20 protein-coding genes are annotated in these 19803 nt (G+C 43.9%); all 20 read left to right on the top strand.

The features are described from left to right. Positions 1-12 precede the first annotated feature (12 nt). On the top strand, positions 13-1311 hold the full coding sequence (locus P22_RS00195; RefSeq protein ID WP_054258190.1) for a bifunctional folylpolyglutamate synthase/dihydrofolate synthase: 1299 nt from the start codon (positions 13-15) through the stop codon (positions 1309-1311). A 110-nt stretch (positions 1312-1421) separates the two neighbouring features. Continuing rightward, complete coding sequence (locus P22_RS00200; protein ID WP_235814501.1) at positions 1422-2627, top strand: O-antigen ligase family protein; 1206 nt, start codon at positions 1422-1424, stop codon at positions 2625-2627. Positions 2628-2802: 175 nt separating this feature from the next. After that, a complete protein-coding gene (locus tag P22_RS00205; RefSeq protein WP_373432662.1) occupies positions 2803-3426 on the top strand; it encodes a redox-sensing transcriptional repressor Rex in 624 nt (207 codons plus the stop codon). Positions 3427-3735: 309 nt separating this feature from the next. Further along, the gene (locus tag P22_RS00210) at positions 3736-5241 is read left to right on the top strand and encodes an acetyl-CoA hydrolase/transferase family protein (protein ID WP_054258192.1); all 1506 of its coding nucleotides are present in this window, start codon (positions 3736-3738) and stop codon (positions 5239-5241) included. Between the two features lie 26 nt (positions 5242-5267). Continuing rightward, on the top strand, positions 5268-6917 hold the full coding sequence (locus P22_RS00215) for an acyl-CoA mutase large subunit family protein (protein WP_373432659.1): 1650 nt from the start codon (positions 5268-5270) through the stop codon (positions 6915-6917). A 54-nt stretch (positions 6918-6971) separates the two neighbouring features. Further along, positions 6972-7364, top strand: a complete 393-nt coding sequence (locus P22_RS00220; RefSeq protein WP_054258194.1) for a cobalamin B12-binding domain-containing protein — start codon at positions 6972-6974, stop codon at positions 7362-7364. A 12-nt stretch (positions 7365-7376) separates the two neighbouring features. Continuing rightward, complete coding sequence (gene meaB, locus P22_RS00225; RefSeq protein WP_054258195.1) at positions 7377-8315, top strand: methylmalonyl Co-A mutase-associated GTPase MeaB; 939 nt, start codon at positions 7377-7379, stop codon at positions 8313-8315. 20 nt (positions 8316-8335) lie between these two features. Next, positions 8336-8743, top strand: a complete 408-nt coding sequence (mce, locus tag P22_RS00230) for a methylmalonyl-CoA epimerase (RefSeq protein ID WP_054258196.1) — start codon at positions 8336-8338, stop codon at positions 8741-8743. 38 nt (positions 8744-8781) lie between these two features. Continuing rightward, on the top strand, positions 8782-10311 hold the full coding sequence (locus P22_RS00235; protein WP_054258197.1) for a methylmalonyl-CoA decarboxylase subunit alpha: 1530 nt from the start codon (positions 8782-8784) through the stop codon (positions 10309-10311). A gap of 16 nt (positions 10312-10327) precedes the next feature. Further along, a complete protein-coding gene (locus P22_RS20860) occupies positions 10328-10483 on the top strand; it encodes a hypothetical protein (protein ID WP_054258198.1) in 156 nt (51 codons plus the stop codon). A 57-nt stretch (positions 10484-10540) separates the two neighbouring features. Further along, on the top strand, positions 10541-10921 hold the full coding sequence (locus tag P22_RS00245) for a biotin/lipoyl-containing protein (RefSeq protein WP_054258199.1): 381 nt from the start codon (positions 10541-10543) through the stop codon (positions 10919-10921). Positions 10922-11076: 155 nt separating this feature from the next. Further along, the gene (locus P22_RS00250) at positions 11077-12300 is read left to right on the top strand and encodes a Zn-dependent hydrolase (protein WP_054258200.1); all 1224 of its coding nucleotides are present in this window, start codon (positions 11077-11079) and stop codon (positions 12298-12300) included. A gap of 114 nt (positions 12301-12414) precedes the next feature. Then, positions 12415-13146, top strand: a complete 732-nt coding sequence (locus P22_RS21420) for a 3D domain-containing protein (protein ID WP_054258201.1) — start codon at positions 12415-12417, stop codon at positions 13144-13146. Between the two features lie 91 nt (positions 13147-13237). Continuing rightward, positions 13238-13933 (top strand): L,D-transpeptidase family protein, encoded by a 696-nt coding sequence (locus tag P22_RS00260; protein WP_054258202.1) that lies wholly within the window; start codon positions 13238-13240, stop codon positions 13931-13933. A gap of 143 nt (positions 13934-14076) precedes the next feature. Then, a complete protein-coding gene (gene tyrS / locus P22_RS00265; protein ID WP_054258203.1) occupies positions 14077-15288 on the top strand; it encodes a tyrosine--tRNA ligase in 1212 nt (403 codons plus the stop codon). Positions 15289-15396: 108 nt separating this feature from the next. Then, a complete protein-coding gene (yunB, locus tag P22_RS00270; RefSeq protein WP_235814502.1) occupies positions 15397-16086 on the top strand; it encodes a sporulation protein YunB in 690 nt (229 codons plus the stop codon). Positions 16087-16189: 103 nt separating this feature from the next. Next, positions 16190-16924 carry a YebC/PmpR family DNA-binding transcriptional regulator gene (locus P22_RS00275; protein ID WP_054258205.1) on the top strand — a complete coding sequence of 245 codons (735 nt, stop codon included), beginning with the start codon at positions 16190-16192 and terminating at the stop codon, positions 16922-16924. A 250-nt stretch (positions 16925-17174) separates the two neighbouring features. Continuing rightward, entirely contained in the window at positions 17175-17654 is a 480-nt protein-coding gene (locus tag P22_RS00280; protein WP_054258206.1) for a hypothetical protein, read from the top strand. Between the two features lie 133 nt (positions 17655-17787). Continuing rightward, complete coding sequence (locus P22_RS00285) at positions 17788-18858, top strand: HD-GYP domain-containing protein (RefSeq protein WP_054258207.1); 1071 nt, start codon at positions 17788-17790, stop codon at positions 18856-18858. 132 nt (positions 18859-18990) lie between these two features. Beyond that, positions 18991-19791, top strand: coding sequence for a GTP cyclohydrolase FolE2 (folE2, locus tag P22_RS00290; protein ID WP_054258208.1), 801 nt, complete (start codon positions 18991-18993; stop codon positions 19789-19791). Positions 19792-19803 lie beyond the last annotated feature (12 nt).

Here is a 19803-nt window from a genome sequence, read left to right on the forward strand (position 1 = left end):
GGAAAGAATAGTATGAACTATGAAGAGGCACTGACATATCTGGCGGCATTAAACAAGTTCGGCATTCAGCTGGGATTAACCAGGATCAGAATCTTGTTGGAGCTTATGGGAAATCCGCAGCAGCGGTTTAAAACAGTGCATGTAACCGGTACAAACGGTAAGGGATCCACAGCGGCCATGCTGGCAAGTATATTAAAAGTCAGCGGGATAAGAACGGGGCTGTACACATCACCGCATCTGACTTCCTATACGGAACGTTTTACCATTAACGGGCTGGAAATTACCAAATCCGATTTTGCGGCAGTTATTGAAATTACCCGGCATTTTGTTGCAAAGATGCTGGCCGAAGGAAACGAACAGCCGACGGAATTTGAAGTGTTGACAGCTGCCGCCTTTTATTGGTTCGCAGAGAGTGAAGTAGAATATGCCGTTATTGAAGTAGGACTCGGCGGATTATTGGATTCGACCAATGTAATTGTGCCGGAGGTGGCGGTGGTCACCAATGTAGCGCTTGATCATACCAACCGTTGTGGCCAAAGTGTGGCGGAGATAGCCGTACATAAAGCCGGTATCATCAAACCAGGTGTGCCTGTGGTTACAGCTGCCGACGGCGATGCCTTGCGTGTAATAGCAGCTACAGCACGCAGTGAATCGGCAGAACTTTTGATTTTCGGCAAGGATTTTGGCGGGAAAGCAGTAGCAAATCACGATCTTGTGCAAGAGGTGGAAATTGAAATAAAGCCTAGGATAGCGTCGCAATACACCCTTTCCCTGCTCGGTATTCATCAAGTAAAAAATGCGGCTGTTGCTGTTATGGCGGCAGAGGTTCTGGCACGGGATGAGAAAAGAATCAAGCAGGGGGCGATAGCCAGGGGGCTGGCAGCGGTTGTCTGGCCAGGACGTTTGGAGTTTTTTAATGGACAGCCGGTCTGTATTGTCGATGGAGCCCATAATCCCGCTGGTGCAATCACCTTACGGAAGAATTTAGATAGTCTTTTCCCTGACAAAAGCATTACTTTTTTGTTGGGAATACTGAGTGATAAGGATGTAGAGGGAATCCTTCAGGCGTTAATTCGTCCCTGTGATAAGGTAGTGGTTGCAGCTCCTCTATCGGAAAGAGCCGCTGATCCGGAAACGGTTGCCGGGAAAATAACGGCGGCAGCAGTAGAGACAACCATAGCGATAGAACAGGGCTTGGAACGTGCTGCTGCTATTGCCGGACCAGACGGAGTTGTTTGCGCAGCAGGATCGCTGTATCTGATAGGAAATGTTCGTCAAGTTTTATTATGTAGACATTTTGGGTATAATTAGGTATAATTATCTGGATATTTTGTATATTTTTTTGGTGAATTAAGTAAAAAACGATAATAAAATTAGGTGAAGATGTGTTAAACAGACTGAATACAAGTAAGGCAATATATTTGATAGACTTAATCATTGAGCACTGCATTATGGCGGTTGCCTTTTTTTTGCCGCTGTCACTTAATGTTACCAGCGTATTGCTGGCAGCAGGCGGATTCTTCTGGCTGCTGAAAATGATTATGGCAAAGAGTATCTTTAGTCAACGTACTTTATTTGATGGTTTAATCGTATTTTATGTCATCTGGTCAGGTTTATCTATAACAAATTCCCCGGATACTGATTTTAGTTCGTATAACTATTATCAGCTATTTGGTCGCTATGTTTTGATCTATTACCTTATCGTCAACAATATTCAGTCACAGGAGCAGTTGAAACGGCTGGTAAAATCAATGATGATTTCTGCTATTCTGGTAGTAATGTACGGTTTTTATCAGTATACGCAGGGGATGGATATTTCCACTTTGGAATGGGTCGACGACCATCAGTTTCCTGAAATTAAAATCCGTGTTTTTTCTACCTTGCATAATCCTAATTTGTTGGCAGGATTTTTGGTCATTATGTCGGCTATTATTGCCGGATTATCCTGCGGAGTGCAAAAGATACGGCATAGGGTTTTGCTGTACGGACTGCTTTTGATGCTGGCAGCCTGCCTGCTTTTTACCTATTCCCGTGGGGCGTGGGTAAGCATTCTGGCGGTGATTGTCATTTTCAGTTTGCTGTATAGCCGTAAATTTTTTTGGTTATTGTTACTCATACCGTTACTGTTGCTCTATGGGCAGCATAATGCCTGGGAACGGGTTCTTTCCATTTTTAATCCCACCGACACATCGGCGTCCATGCGCATGGCCCTATGGGAGAGCACCATGGCAATGATTATGGATAAGCCTTGGTTTGGCGTCGGCTGGGGCGCTTATTGGCTGGCGTATCCTCAATACGATTTTTATATTCATAATGCCGAGACAACGATTTTTCATGCTCATAATATGTATCTGGGGCTGGCAGCAGAAATCGGTATTCCGGGATTGCTTTCTTTTTTAGCGATTCTGTGCGGCCATATGCTATTGACGTTTAAACTGCTCAGGCAGGGCAGCAAATGGATGGCCGGGCTGATGCTGGGCATACTGGCCGCATTAGCCAGCCTGGCCGTTGGCGGAATAACCGACTATATTTTATTTAATATTCAAATGTCTATGCTATTTTGGCTTTTGCTTGCTATTGTTACCGTAGCCTGGCAACTGGAAAAACGGCAATGGAAAAGACGTTGACAAGAAAAGCGGAGGCCAACCCCTTTCTATTGTGAATTGCTTTGTTGTGAACTATAATATAAAATTGTATCAGACTTTTTTCATAGCAACATGTTTTTATTAAAATGTTGAAGAAAGGCAACAGTGCCTATAGATCTTTATTAAGGGGGGGAACCTTTTGAAAGAGGAATCCATCATGATTTCTAAAGCAACGATCGACCGTTTACCGTTATATTTCCGGGCGCTTCGGCTGATGCAACGCGAGGAAGTGGAAATTGTTTCATCCGAAGAACTGGGAAAGCGTCTGGGGATTACTCCGGAGCAGATACGAAAAGACCTGGCGTCATTCGGACAATTTGGTAAAAAAGGTGTTGGCTATTATGTACGGGAATTATTGCGTAACATCGGAGACATTCTGGGGCTGCATTATAACTGGAATTTTGCTATTGTCGGCGTAGGCCATCTGGGCTGGGCTTTATCCAATTATCGCAACTTTACCTCTTTGGGATTTAATTTTGCGGCCATTTTTGACGTGGATCCGGATAAAATCGGACTGCATATTAATGGCGCACAGGTGTTTCACGTGAATGAAATGGAGAAAATTGTACGTGAAAAAAACATACATATTGGTATCATTGCCGTTCCCGAAGCACATGCCCAGGCAGTGGCGGATAAACTGGTGGCTTCCGGAATTCGCGGAATTTGGAATTTCGCCCCCCGTAAAATTACTGTGCCAAACTCAGTATATATCATAAATGAAGATCTTTCGGTTGGCTTAAGCAGTCTTTCCTATTATTTATCGCGGCGGATTACAAAGTAATGTCAAGAATTTTGTATTTTGTATTTTTTTTATAATTAAATAAAAATTTCACATACTCGGCAGGAGTTAGGCTGCTGACAGAGAACTAGTAGGAATATATGGCATTATATAAATCTCTTCAAGTAACCTAAGCGCTATGCTTGGGGCCAGTAATCATGGTCTTTTTGCTATACAATTGATGTACTAGCAGCATACACCTAGGTTTGTTTTGTCTGTGCAAAATAGACTTCGGTGTTTTTTTTATGAATACTGTGTGTATATGTATTCTAAATTAAAAAAATACTAGACAGGAATGGAAGGAGAAGGAATATGATTGATATTCAGCACCGCATACGCAATAAAAAACTATTGGACAGAATCGTTACCGCCGAAGAGGCGGCAGCTTTTATTAAGCCTGATATGAATGTCGGAACAAGCGGATTTACACCAGCCGGATATCCGAAAGCAGTGCCGCTGGCACTAGCCAAACGGATGGCAAAAGAACCTTTCCAGATCAATTTATGGACAGGGGCCTCAGTAGGTAAAGAACTGGACGGGGCCTTGGCCGAAGTGAACGGAATTGCCCGCAGAATGCCATATCAAACCAACGGGGACTTGCGCAAGTCTCTTAATAGCGGAAAGGTCAATTATTTTGATCTTCATTTGAGTGAATCTGCTCAACTGTCACGGTATGGATATCTAGGCGGCAAAGTCGACGTTGCTATTGTTGAGGCATGTGCCATTACGGAGGAGGGGCATCTTATTCCGACTACGTCTATGGGGAACACCGCTTCCTATGTACAAAGTGCTGATTTTGTTATTGTTGAAATTAATACAACGCAGCCGCTCGAACTGGAAGGCATGCATGATGTTTATGTTCCGCTTGATCCACCGCACCGCCAACCGATTCCTATAGTCAAAGTGGATGATCGCATTGGTACTACCTATATACCTTGTGGTATAGATAAAATCAAATGCATTGTTCCTTGTGATATTGGGGATGATGTACGTGATTTTGCTCCGATTGATGAGAATTCCCGCGCTATGTCGGAATTGGCGATTGAGTTTTTCAAGCATGAAATCAAAGCAGGCAGAATGCCTAAAAACTTGCTCCCTTTGCAATCCGGTGTAGGATCGGTGGCAAATGCTGTTATCAGCGGTTTTGTGGACTCGGAATTTAAAAATCTGGAAGTGTATACCGAAGTAATCCAGGACGGCATGCTGGATCTGGCGGATGCCGGAAAGCTGAAATTTGCGTCAGGAACTTCGTTTTCTCCTTCACCAGAAGGCCAAAAACGTTTATATGCCAATATTGATGCATATCGGCAAAAGATGGTGCTGCGGCCGCAAGAAATTGCCAACAGCCCTGAAGTTGCCCGCCGTATTGGTATTATTGCCATGAATACGGCGATTGAGTTTGATATTTACGGACATGTAAATTCCACTCATATCATGGGCAGTAAAATGATGAATGGTATTGGCGGTTCTGGTGATTTTGCGCGCAATGCTTATCTGACGTTGTTCTTTTCAACTTCTGTAGCCAAAGGGGGTCTTATATCGTCTGTTGTTCCAATGTGTTCGCATATTGATCATACCGAACACGATGTCGATGTATTTATCACGGAACGCGGTCTGGCAGATGTCCGCGGCTTAAGCCCGAGAGAAAGAGCCAGGGTCATCATCGACAAATGCGCTCATCCCGACTACCAGCCGATGTTACAAGAGTATCTGGATAGAGCGGAAAAAGCCACTAGATTTGCTCATACACCACATTTGCTGGACGAAGCTCTTTCCTGGCATGTTAGGTTCATGCAAACCGGCAGTATGAAAAAATAAGGATTTTTTAAGAGGGGGACATAATAGTGAGTAACAATGAACAGTTAAAAGCAAAAAGAGCAGCCTATGATGCAAAAGTAGAGAAAGCGTTGGCTAAATTCCCGGAACGCAAAAACCTGGAACCTGAGAGATTGTACACTCCACTGGATGTAGAAAATTTTGATTACGAAAGCCAGCTTGGATTTCCGGGTGAGTATCCTTTTACCCGCGGTGTACAGCCTACTATGTACCGCGGCCGTTTCTGGACCATGCGTCAGTATGCCGGCTTTGCAACAGCGGAAGAATCGAATAAACGTTATAAATTTCTTTTAGATGCCGGACAGACCGGTCTTTCGGTGGCGTTTGACCTGCCGACTCAGATTGGTTATGATTCCGACGATGCCATCTCGGAAGGCGAGGTTGGTAAAGTTGGCGTTGCCATTGATTCGCTTGCCGATATGGAAATTCTGTTTGACGGCATCCCTTTGGATAAGGTATCCACTTCGATGACTATTAATGCACCTGCTTCCGTACTGTTGGCGATGTATATTGCCGTGGCTGAAAAACAAGGTGTTACTCCTGATAAGTTAAAGGGAACGATTCAAAATGATATTCTTAAGGAATATGCTGCACGTGGCACCTATATTTTCCCGCCAAAACCTTCTATGCGTTTGATTACCAATATCTTTGAGTATTGCTCGAAAAATGTACCGCATTGGAATACGATTTCTATTTCCGGCTATCATATTCGTGAAGCCGGTTCCACTGCAGCACAGGAAATTGCCTTTACTATTGCCGACGGCATTGCTTATGTTGAGGCTGCTATTAAGGCCGGCTTAAATGTTGATGATTTTGCCGGACGACTTTCTTTCTTCTGGAATGCCCATAATAACGTTCTGGAAGAGGTAGCTAAATTCCGCGCATCCCGCCGTATTTGGGCCCGGATCATGAAAGACCGTTTCAAAGCGGAAAAACCGAAATCCTGGATGCTTCGCTTCCATACGCAGACAGCCGGCTCGATGCTGACTGCCCAACAACCGGAAAATAACATTGTCCGTGTAGCCCTGCAAACTGTTGCCGCAGTTTTAGGCGGCACGCAGTCCCTGCATACGAATTCCAAAGATGAAGCTTTGGCCTTGCCGACGGAAGATTCTGTACGTATTGCCTTAAGAACGCAGCAGATCGTTGCTTATGAAAGCGGTATTGCCGATACGATTGATCCGCTTGCCGGTTCTTACTATATTGAGGCACTTACTAATAAGCTTGAGGAAGAAGCCCTGGATTACATTCAAAAAATTGACGATATGGGCGGCGCTCCGGTTGCTATTGAAAAGGGATATATCCAAAAAGAAATTCAGGACAGTGCTTATAAATATCAAATGGAAGTGGAAACCAAACAACGTATTGTTGTCGGTGTCAACCACTTCCAGATTGAGGAAAAACCGGTTGAGGGCTTACTGCGGGTTGATCCTTCCGTAGGTGAAGGACAAAAAGCCAAATTGGCTAAATTGAGAAACAGCCGGGACAATAAAGCGGTTGAGGCTAAACTGGCTGCATTGGAAAAAGCTTGCCAAGACAGCGATGTTAATTTGATGCCGGTTATTTTGGACGCAGTCAGGGCATATGCAACTCTTGGTGAAATCTGCAATGTAATGCGTAAGGTATTTGGCGAATATGAAGCTCATGTAAGCCTGTAGGAAACGGACAGGCGGAACGAACGGTCTTAAGAGAATAATGAGAGGGAGATAGATATGGAAAAACGTGTAAGAGTATTGGTGGCAAAACCGGGCCTTGACGGGCATGATCGGGGTGCAAAAGTGGTAGCACGGGCATTAAGAGATGCAGGTTTTGAAGTAATATATACTGGCCTGCGGCAAACTCCGGAGCAAATAGCGGAAGCTGCTTTGCAAGAAGATGTAAACGTAGTGGCATTAAGCTTGTTATCGGGTGCGCATACCCATCTTTTCCCGAAAGTGGTTAGCCTGCTCCGGGAAAAAGGTATGGATGATGTATTGGTTCTTGGCGGCGGTGTTATACCGGACGCCGATATTCCGGCACTTAAGGAGGCCGGAATAGCCGAAGTATTTACCCCGGGAACGGCTACCAAGAATATCGTTGATTTTATTAACAGCGAATTGAATTAGGTCGTGAACCCGGTGGATATTGTAAAAGAGTTATTGGCGGGTTCGCGGCTGGCACTTTCGCGTGCCATTACCTCTGTTGAAAATGAGTATGAAAATGCCATTCAGATTATGAGGGATTTATATCCTCATACCGGTAATGCCTATGTCATTGGCATTACCGGGCCTCCGGGCGCTGGAAAGAGTACTTTGACCGATAAACTGGCCCGCGAGTATCGCCGCCGTGGCAAGACGGTCGGGATTATTGCAATTGACCCTACCAGTCCTTTTTCCGGTGGCGCTATTTTAGGTGACCGCATCCGGATGAATGAATTAACGATGGATGAAGGCGTGTTTATCCGTAGCATGGGGACGCGGGGAAGTTTAGGCGGACTGTCCCATAAAACCGGTGAAGTGGTAAAGATTATGGACGCGGCAGGCAAGGATATTGTCATTGTAGAGACAGTTGGGGTGGGGCAGTCGGAGGTGGATATTGCTAAAGCTGCCGATACCACTCTGGTTGTGCTGGTGCCTGGCCTGGGCGACGATATACAGGCTATCAAAGCCGGAATATTAGAGATTGGTGACATTTTTGCCATTAACAAAGCCGACCGTGAAGGAGTAGACCGGCTGCAGGTAGAATTGGAAATGATGCTGGATTTAAATCAGTACAAGGTTGATTGGCGTCCCCCGATCAACCGGGTTATTGCATCGCAAAATCAAGGCGTGTCCGAACTTCTGGAGACTATTGAAAAACATTCTGTCTGGTCAAAACAGACGGGGGAACGGGAGGTTCGGCACAGTAAACGAATCAAAAATGAAATGTTGTCTATGCTGGATGAGCAAATTGGCCGTTATATCATTAAGAAAATGGCTGAATCCGGCGAATTTGATCGTCTGATTAAAACAGTGGAGCAGCGGGAACAAGACCCGTATACCGTGGTAGACGGTATCTTAAAAAGCATATTGCGTTAAGCAAGAAGGAGGATATAAGCATGTTTAATGTGCTAAAAGTAGACCATATTGGTATAGCTGTTAAGGATTTGGAACAGGCCAAGAAATTTTATACTGATGTTTTGGGAATGAAACCTATGGGCGAGGAAGTAGTTGAGCAGCAAAAAGTAAAAGTATGTTTTATTCCTACCGGTGACAGTGAATTGGAATTGTTGGAATCAACGGCTCCTGACGGACCGATTGCAAAATTTATTGAAAAGAATGGTGAGGGGATTCAGCATGTTGCCCTCCGTGTCGATAATATTGAAGCTGCTTTGGCAGATTTGAAAGAAAAAGGTGTTCGTCTGATTGACGAAAAGCCTCGTTATGGTGCAGGCGGTGCCAGCATTGCTTTTGTTCATCCGAAAGCAACAGGCGGTATTTTGCTTGAACTTTCCGAACGCAAATAGTGATTTATTGGTAATTAGGATCTGATAGGAGGTATAAGATGTCAACAGTCCAGGAAAAAATTCAGGACCTATGGTCTAAACAGGAAAAAGTAAAGCTTGGCGGTGGCGCAAAGCGTATCGAAAAGCAACATGCTTCCGGTAAATATACCGCTCGTGAACGGATTAATAAGTTTTTTGATCCGGATACCTTCGTTGAACTGGATCAGTTTGTTGCGCATCGCTGCGTGAATTTCGGCATGGATAAGAAAGAGCTTCCGGGCGAAGGTGTCGTTACCGGCTATGGTACGGTTAATGGGCGTTTAGTTTATGCCTTTGCTCAGGATTTTACAGTTGAGGGTGGTTCGCTTGGCGAAATGCACGCCGCGAAGATTTGTAAAGTACTGGATTTGGCACTCAAGATGGGAGCGCCGGTTATTGGAATCAATGATTCCGGCGGTGCACGTATTCAGGAAGCGGTAGATGCCTTGTCCGGCTATGGAAAAATATTTTTCAAAAATACCCTGGCTTCCGGTGTTATTCCACAAATTTCGGTCATTATGGGACCTTGTGCCGGCGGTGCAGTATATTCGCCTGCTTTAACTGACTTTATTTATATGGTTAAAAATACCAGCCAGATGTTTATTACTGGTCCGGCGGTTATTAAATCGGTAACGGCGGAAGAAGTTACGGCTGAACAACTTGGCGGTGCTATGACGCATAACAGTACTTCCGGGGTGGCTCACTTTGCTGCAGAAAATGAAGATGACTGCATTGAACAAATCCGTTATTTATTAAGCTTTTTGCCCAGCAATAATCTGGAAGAGCCGCCTGTGGTGGAAACCAGTGATGATCCGAACCGTATGGAGGATGAGTTAAATACGTTGTTGCCGGATAATCCGAACATGCCTTACGACATGAAGGATGTAATCAAATCAATTGTCGATAATGGTGAATTCTATGAAGTCTGCGAACATTATGCGCGAAATATCATTACCTGTTTTGCCCGTTTTGACGGTAAAAGTGTGGGGATTATTGCCAATCAGCCGGCTGTTATGGCAGGCTGCCTGGATGTAAATGCATCCGATAAATCTTCCCGTTTTATCCGTTTTTGTGATGCTTTCAATATTCCACTGGTTAATCTTGTCGACGTACCGGGGTTCTTGCCGGGAACTGATCAGGAATTTGGCGGCATTATCCGTCATGGTGCAAAAATGTTATATGCTTATTGCGAAGCCACTGTTCCTAAGATTACCGTGATTACCCGTAAAGCTTACGGCGGATCTTATCTGGCTATGTGCTCGCAGGATCTTGGTGCGGATCAGGTTCTGGCCTGGCCGACTGCTGAGATTGCCGTTATGGGACCGGCTGGCGCTGCCAATATTATCTTCCGTAAAGATCCCGATGTGGCTGAAAAAACGGCTAAATATGTAGAAGAATTCGCCACGCCGTACAAAGCGGCGGAACGTGGTTTTGTTGATATTGTTATCGAACCGAAAGAAACCAGACCGCGTATCATTACCGCATTAAATATGCTGGCAAGCAAACGAGAAGCACGTCCGGCGAAAAAGCATGGCAATATACCGCTATAAGGGGCAGGTGAAAGCAATGAAAGTAGATGCGAAGGACGTAAAACCAGAAGTAGTTGCTGCAATCGCTGCAGCTGTAACCGCTATGATGGGGACCGGGAATTTAGCGATCAAAATTACAACCAGTGCTGTCTGGGCAGCTGCAGGACGTCAAAAATTGATGAATTCTCATTAATTTTAAACTATCCACAAAAATTCTTATTATAATGATATGAATATGGAGGAATTTCGAATGAAAAAATTTAACATCAAAGTTAATGGTACCGCTTATGAGGTAGAAGTTGAAGAAGTAAAAGCAGCAGCTCCTGCGCCGGCGGCAAAACCGGCAGCAAAACCGGCAGCAGCTTCGGCACCGGCAGCGCCGGTAGCGGCTCCTGCACCGGCGCAGGTAGGTGCCGGGGATACGGCAGTATCTGCTCCTATGCCTGGTAAAGTAGTTAAAATTGTGGCACAGGCCGGACAAAAAGTGAAAAAAGGCGACGTTGTTCTGATTTTGGAAGCTATGAAAATGCAAAATGAAATTTCCGCTCCCGCTGATGGCACTATTAAATCCATCAATGTGGCGGCGGGCCAGGGAGTAAAAATCGGCGAAATCATGGCCGTAATCGGCTAGTGGCAAAAACACGTGCAGAGGAAACTTTGCACGTGTTTTTAATTTTGGGGATTTTGTTAAAAAAGTGGAAATTTCAACCGGGTTCGGGTATACTGTCAGTAGAAAGCTTATATGTTGGTCAGAAAGTTTGATATGGCTAAGCGGAGGCGGTAGATATGGATAGTGCATGGGTGGTCGGGATGATTGAGCAAATTGCTCAGTTTGGCAAAGAAAAAATGGGGATTACCCGCTTAGCTTTTAGCGAAGCCGACAAACAGGCGCGAGATTTCGTCATGGAGATTATGAATACAATAGGATTAAATGTGCGAGTCGATGCGGCAGGAAATATAATTGGACATTTAGAAGGACGAAAATGTCAGACTCCTGTTGTGATGACGGGATCTCATATAGATACGGTACCTGAAGGCGGCAAATTTGACGGTGTACTTGGGGTAGTTTCCGCATTGGCGGCAGTTCAGCGCTTGAAGCAGCGGGGCGGGTTGAGTCATTCTCTGGAAGTAGTGGTGTTTGCTGCTGAAGAATCCAGCCGTTTTGGAGTGGCAACGTTTGGCAGCAAGGCTATGACCGGCCTGCTTACGACGCATACCTGGTCAAGAGCTAAAACTAAAGAAGGAGTAAGCCTGCGTGATGCCATAGCCGATTTTGGCTTGAAAATGGAGAATGTCAAAGCAGCAGTTCGCCCTTCAAGTGATATGAAAGCGTTTGTTGAGTTACATATTGAGCAGGGACGTATACTGGAGCATAATAAGATGAGTATTGGAATTGTAGATTCGATTGCCGCTCCCACCAGATGTAAAATAACCGTGGAAGGGTTGGCTGCTCATTCCGGCACTACGCCGATGGATGAGCGGCAGGATGCTCTGGTCAGTGCGTCGATGATCGTTCTTTCTATTCAGGAAATTGCTTTAGCGCAGTCTCATTATGGTACGGTCGCCACAGTTGGAGATTTACGTGTCCGGCCAGGTGTTATTAACGTAATCCCGGGTTTGGTGGAATTATGGGTTGATATTCGCGGAATTGAACATGAGAGTATTGTCGAGGTACTTCAGGAAATTAAGGATGCAATCAGTGCCATTGCCGAAGCCCAGGATACTCCGGTAGCCATGGAAGTCATCTCGTCAGAAAAACCGGTCAGCATGAACGAAGAAATCTCCAATATTGTAGAGAGTATTTGCCAAAAAAAAGAGATATCACACCAGCGATTATACAGTGGAGCAGGGCATGATGCCATGAATATGGCCCATATCATTCCCAGCGGACTTATTTTGATACCCTGCAGGGGCGGTATTAGTCATAATCCCGATGAAGCTGTGGCTGAAGCCGATATAGCTTCCGGTCTAGAGGTTTTGACCGAAACGCTTTATCAGTTAGCAAAATAGACGATATTGCAGTCCCGGTTATATGCCGGGATTTTTTATTGGCAAATATTATTTCTTGAATTATGTTAACTTTATAGTAGAATGATTATAGAGCCTAATTGAAAGGAGAATGCAATGAACAGACTGATAGCTACTTTCTTCTTAGCGGCGTTCATCACCATACTTTCTCCGGCTATTCCTCGGGTTTATGCAAGTTCGCTAAATAATCAGATCTACGAAGCTATTATAGCAAACAGCAACAATTCAGATTTACAAACTTTACTGGCGATTCAGCAGTTATTGCAGCAAGACAAGAAGCAGGACGCGCAAGCTTTGGTGAAAAAGGCTCTTGTTGAACGGGCAAGCAAGCTGGCCGCTGAAAATGGACTTATCGGTGGAAGTAATGCCCAAGCCTGGCAGAATGCATTACAAGAGCAAGTGGTACAGCATGTTGAAAAAAGGCTGGAACCTTATCAACAGGAAGTTACCCTCATCTCCAGACTACTGACGCAAAGCGGCTTATTACAGCCTTTGGCAGTCAGGGATAATGACGCTTTGACCGGAGCACCTGAGCAATATCAGAAGGTTTTAGAGATGACAGCTACGGCTTATGCTCCCGGTGCTCTGGATAACGGGAAGTGGGATACCAAAACCTATATGGGGGGAACTGTGCATAAAGGAGTGGCGGCAGTTGATCCCAGGGTAATTCCCATGGGCAGTAAATTGTGGGTCGAAGGGTATGGCGAAGCGATTGCCGAGGATCAGGGAAGCGCAATAAAAGGAAACCGGATTGATTTAGCTTTCAACGACCGGCAGGAAGCGTTGGATTATGGCATTCAAAACAGAAAAGTGTATATACTGGACTAACCGGATTTCCGGTTAGTTTTTTTTATACTATCTTTTTTGGCAAATACATATATTTTTGAGAGAATAGAATTGCATAAGGGGTACGGGTGATATGTTGAAAAGAGTAAATCTGATTTATGGAGTAGCTATGGTTGTTTTTATCAGTATTTTCTTTGGTATCGCAAGTTTTGAATATATGGACGAGAAAGAGCTGGCTGCAATCGATGACCAGGTAAAGGATGCACCGGCGGGGAAAGTTAATATAGTGATAAAAATAAACGAACGGGTGTTGGAAGTATACTCTGACGGACAGCTTCACAAAAAATACCGGATAGCTGTCGGCAAAAGCAAGACGCCTACTCCCATTGGTGAATGGACGGTTGTCTGGAAGGATTACAACTGGGGAACTGGTTTTGGAACCCGCTGGATGGGACTGAATGTACCATGGGGAATTTACGGAATTCACGGGACAAATAAGCCTTGGACTTTAGGACAATTTGCCAGTCACGGCTGTATTCGTATGCGAAATAAAGATGTGGAGGAACTGTTCGAATGGGTGCCTATCGGAACGCCGGTACGAATTGAAGGACGGAAGATTAAAGTAACGCGTACCCTGAAGCATCAAATGGCTGGTGCTGATGTAGTTGTTTTGCAAATGAAGCTAAAGGAATTGGGCTACTACACGGAACGGGCAGACGGTATCTTTGGGCTAAAGACCGAAGAGGCTGTGAAAGCGTATCAACTTGAACACGGATTGGAAGCAACAGGGGTAGTAGATAAACCTATGCTGGAGCGGTTAACCATCTGATTATCGTTATAGTATAAGCAGAAACGGGTAGTAAAGGGCAGGTAAAATTTGCAATTTCCAGCCGGGTATGTTATAATGGCGGCTGAATCACGACATTTATTGCAGTGGATGCTGCATAATTAGTGCTTATGGGGGTAGAAAATATGTTGCCTGTTGAGCAGCAGCTTCGAATTATTAAACGTGGCGTCGCCGAAATATTGCCGGAACCTTTATTAATCGAAAAGCTAAAACGATCAATAAAAACCGGTGTGCCTTTAAAGATAAAATTGGGGCTAGACCCCACTGCACCGGATATTCATTTGGGGCATACAGTCGTTTTGCGTAAACTTAGACAGTTTCAAGACCTCGGTCATCACATAATAATTATTATAGGGGATTTTACCGGACGAATTGGTGATCCTTCAGGCAAGTCAGAAATGCGGAAACCATTGACCGAAGAAGAGGTAATGATTAATGCGCGGACATATCAGGAACAGATTTTTCGCATTTTAGATAAAGAAAAAACAGAGGTCGTTTTTAACAGTTCCTGGTTAGCGACTTTACATTTTGCCGATGTTTTAAAATTGGCCGCCAAAACCACCGTAGCCCGTATGCTGGAGAGGGACGATTTTAGCAAGCGCTTTAAAGAAGGAAGGCCTATCAGCATTCACGAATTTTTTTACCCTTTAATGCAGGGTTATGATTCAGTGGCTCTTCATGCTGATGTAGAATTCGGCGGTACTGATCAGAAGTTTAACCTCCTTATGGGCAGGCAGTTACAGGAAGAGTACGGGCAGGAGCCGCAGGTAGCAGCCATGATGCCTATACTGGAAGGCCTGGACGGGGTCAATAAAATGAGTAAGAGCCTTGGTAATTATATTGGCATTAATGAATCGCCAAATGAGATTTACGGTAAAGCCATGTCCGTTCCTGACTCACTTATGCTGCGGTATTATGAATTGGTAACCGATGTTGATTTGGATGAATTGGAATCCATTCGTCAGGGCTTTGAGAACAATACTCTTCATCCACGCGATCTCAAAATGCGTCTGGCGCATATTTTAGTTCGTCTGTATCATGGTGCGGAAGCTGCCGATGCAGCGCAAAATGAATTTATCCGGGTCTTTCAACAACGGGATTTGCCTTCAGATATTCCTGAATATGTTCTGCCGGACACTGAAGTGGTTTGGTTGCCTAAGCTGATGGTTACACTTGGTTTGGCCGCCAGCAATAGTGAAGCAAAGCGTGCCATTGTGGCCGGGGCAGTAAAAATAAATGGTGAAAAAATACTTAACCCCGACCAGCATATTGATATTACTAACGACATGATCATTCAAAATGGGAAAAGACGGTTTGCCAAACTGAAAATCGGCTGAGAAGAGAACCGCGCCAGATGGCGCGGTTTTTTATGCGGATGTAACGAAATGGCTGCCAAGACCATATACTAATTAAACCTAGCTATTCTATTTCAGTAGGGAGAGAGAATGATGAGGTTTTCTGTTCGGCGAAGGGCAAGAAGGCCTTTCTGGGTAGTTGGCATTCTTCTTGTCTGTCTGCTGGTTGTCTATTGTTTTTGGACAATAGAAGAACATCTTAAGCCTACTTTGCTGGCTATTGCCGAGGCAAAAGCAACACAGATTGCCACCGAAGCAATTAACCGGGTCATTGGTGAAAGCATCAGTAATCGTGATATTGATCCACAGGCTCTGGTGACGATTAAGGTGGATGACAGAGGGCGCGTAGTTTTGATTCAGCCTAATACAATTGAGTTTAACCGGTTGGCCGCCGATACTACCATGAAAGTTCAACGCTCATTACAAGAGATTTCTAAAGAAGAAATCGGCATACCTATCGGACAAATATTTGGCAGTCAGTTATTAGCCAGTATGGGGCCCAATATTACAGTCACCGTGATTCCGATCGGTACGGTACAAGTGAAAGTTATAGATAAATTTGAACAGGCCGGGATTAATCAGACACGCCATATGATTTATCTTTTGACGACAACACAAGTAAAAATTGTTGTGCCGCTGGTTAGTAAGAGTGTCGACGTCATGACGCAAGTACCCATTTCCGAATATGTGGTTGTGGGAGAAGTGCCTGGAACATATGTTCAATTTCCCCTGCCGTTGTTGAATGATTTAGGTGGCAATACATCTTACGGACATGAATAATATTGAGATTTTTGGTTTATTTTTGCCGGGGCTTTGCCAAAATATCATACTTGTGTTAAAATAATCCCTGATTTATATTGTATGAAGGGGAGAATTTTCAGTTATGTCAGGACACTCGAAATGGGCCAATATAAAGCATAAAAAAGGAAAAATGGATGCCATACGTGGGAAAATTACCACCAAAATCAGCCGGGAAATCACAGTTGCCGCCCGGATGGGCGGAGCCGATCCTACTGGCAATATGAGGTTGAAACTGGCTTTGCAAAAAGCAAGGGAAAATAATATACCGAAGGAAAATATCCAGCGTGCCATCCAAAAAGGTGTGGGAGCTTTAGATGGCAGCAATTATGAGGAACTGGTTTATGAAGGCTATGGCCCGGGGGGCGTAGCCATTATGCTGGAAGTCATGACTGATAATCGTAACCGTACGGCTGCTGATATCCGGCATATTTTTTCAAAGAATGGCGGTAATTTAGGTGAAGCCGGCTGTGTAGCCTGGATGTTTAAGAAAAAGGGACTTTTTGTTATTGAAAATTCGGCCATTGATGAAGATACGTTAATGACCATTGCCCTGGAAGCCGGCGCGGAAGATTTTAGAGCCGAAGACGATACAGTTGAGATTGTTACTGAACCGGAAGATTTTGAGAAAGTCCAGCAAGCCCTGGAGGAGCAGAATCTTTCCACCGTAATGGCACAAATACGGATGATTCCGGATACTTCGGTTTCCTTACAGGGAGAGGATGCGGAAAGACTCATTAAATTAGTGGAGACACTGGAGGAGCATGATGATGTTCAGGAAGTATACGGGAATTTTGATCTTCCGGAAGATATGGAATAAGCATATTTTAATGCAGTTACAGATTGGTTAAAATTTGTTTATATAATGATTCAGCAAAAGCACGGGAGCACTGAGCATAGTGCCGGCCTGTGCTTTTTTTGTATTGCAACTCTGTAAAGGGGTATTTTGGGGAACTTGCTATTTAAACAGATAAGCGGCTACAGGCTGAAAAGGAATATTGCCACAGGCAGTAAACATAATCTTTGAAACTGAATACAATATAATGATCATATACAGGGGGTGGCAAGTAGTGGAGTTGGAGAATTTTCTCCTTACATCTTGCCAGGGCAAACAGTTACATGATGTGTTACAGTTAATGCAAGTTGAAACGAATTATATGAATCAGATTTATCAGTTGATATATATTCTATTTGTAGATCCCCATGTAGCGAATAATGCGGAATTCCATGAATTTGTTCTGCACTATCATGCTTCGACACAACATCATATTACTGGTGCAGGGTTTGGTGAGGCCATGGACGTGGTTCAGGTATATCATTATGTTTTGTTGGAAAAATTGATGGATAATAAAGTGCTGGCGGCAGCGGAAGAACTGGAGGAAGCCATTCTTCACTTGGAGTTGGCTATGGAAGACGTAAAAATTAAAGCCAATCCACAAATTATTTTATTAAATCAAAGTATTGAATTGTTGGAAGAAGTACAATTAAAAATCATTCAATATTTACAACAGTTGCTGGAAAAATCACGTCGATGCCATTGGAAAAATTAATGGATTCTGTTAGCATTCTTTGACAGAAAAACCACCTTTATTGGTATTTAGGAAGGGAAATGTTGAGAATCGTAGAAGTTATGCTATACAATAGCTATTAATAGGGTTACTTTAATATAAGGGTGGTTTTCTTATGTCTCAATACACAAAAAAACGCTATAATATTCATGATGTTGTTCCGGGAATGGAAATCGGCGAGACGGTATTGATGGAAAATGGGAAAATTGCTTTAACCGAGGGGGTTATTTTAAATTTTAGTGCTATTGAACGTTTAAAATATTGGGGTGTTAACTCAGTCGTCATAAAAGAAGCGGCGGTTGCCGTCAGACAAGAAGATCCCATCAATTTACAGCGTAAGCATTTTTTTGGACAATATGACAAGGCCGTTGGCGGGATAAAAGATATGTTTCAAAATCTGCGCTACTTTAAGGAGGTTCCGGTACAGCAATTTCAAGTTTTGGCAGACCAGATTGTTGAATCGATGGTTACTACGGTTGGCGTTGTGAATTCCCTGCTGATGACTCCGCGTAAGCAGGATTATACCTTTCATCATTCGGTTAATGTGGCGGTAATATCCGGCGTTTTGGGACAATGGCTGGGATATGGTTACACTGAGGTTAAAGAATTGATTTTAGCCGGCTTACTGCATGATATCGGGAAAGCGCAAATTCCGTTGGCAATATTAAATAAACCGGGTAAATTATCGGCGGAAGAAATGACGGTTATGCGTACGCACAGTACTTTGGGATATAACCTGATTAAAGAGATGCGGGAGATACCGATAGGTGTTTCTTATGCTGTTTTGCAGCATCATGAACGGATGGACGGCAGCGGCTATCCTTTACAAATCAAGGGGGATAAAATCCATCCTTACGCCAGAATCATTGCCGTAGCGGATATTTATGACGCGATGACCTCCGACCGCGTCTATGTCAATAAAACGAGCCCCTTCTCCGTGGCAGAGATGCTGGTACAGGAAATGTTCAATAAACTTGATCCCAGTATTTGTACCCTGTTTTTGAATAATGTTCGTGATTATTTTCTGGGCGGTATCGTTCAACTTAGTGACGGCCGCAGAGCGGAAGTTATTTATCTGGGACAAGTTGCTGCGGCGCGCCCGGTTGTCAGAACGGAGGAAGGAGAGTTTATTGATTTAGAAAAACGCAGGGATTTGGGCATATTAAGTTTAGAAAAAGAGAATTAGCAAAAACGCCGTTGATCGGCGTTTTTGCCTTTATAATGTTCTTTTGACGCCTCTGAATAAAGATGATATCATTAGTAATTGTATAATGTGAGTTAAAAGTTGCCTGTACGAGACTTTTAGGAGTGGTTATGCATGAAGGATATTCAAAAAACAGAGGACCAAAGGGGAATTGCTATACAGAAGGTAGGAGTCAGCGAAGTCCATTTGCCATTTTTAATTAAGACAAAATCCGGTGAATTACAGTCGGTATTGGCTAAAATCAGGCTTACCGTTGAATTGCCGCAAACCTTTAAGGGAACGCATATGAGCCGGTTTATTGAAATTTTGAGTGAATGGAGTCAGAAACCAGTAGCCAACCGGGAAATGGAATGTATTTTACATGATACGTTACAGCGGTTGGAAGCCGATAAAGCATATTTAGAAATTCGATTTAAGTATTTTCTTCAAAAGACGGCTCCGGTCAGCAGATTACGCAGCATGCTGGATTACGATTGCCTGTTTTTTGCCAATATGACCAGGGGAGAGAGTATCGATATTGCTATGGGGGTGTCAGTTCCTTTTACATCCCTTTGCCCCTGCAGTAAAGAAATAGCGGCATACGGGGCACATAATCAAAGGGGACTTATGACGGTCAAGCTGAAGCAATCTGCCGGAAGGTTTATTTGGATAGAAGATCTGGTTGCTTTAATGGAAGCTCAGGGAAGCTGTCCTTTATTTCCACTTTTAAAACGTGAAGACGAAAAATATGTAACGGAGCGTGCCTATGATAATCCTAAATTTGTGGAAGATGTCCTGCGGGATTTGGTTTTAGCCCTCAGGAGTATTGAAGATATAGAGTGGTTTGAGGTAGAATGTGAAAATTATGAATCCATACATAATCATAATGCCTATGCTAGTCATAGTGAAACGGTAACAAGCCGGCCGGAAGCTTAATTCAATGAAAGA

The sequence above is a fragment of the Propionispora sp. 2/2-37 genome, assembly GCF_001298735.1.
Lineage (GTDB): Bacteria > Bacillota > Negativicutes > Propionisporales > Propionisporaceae > Propionispora.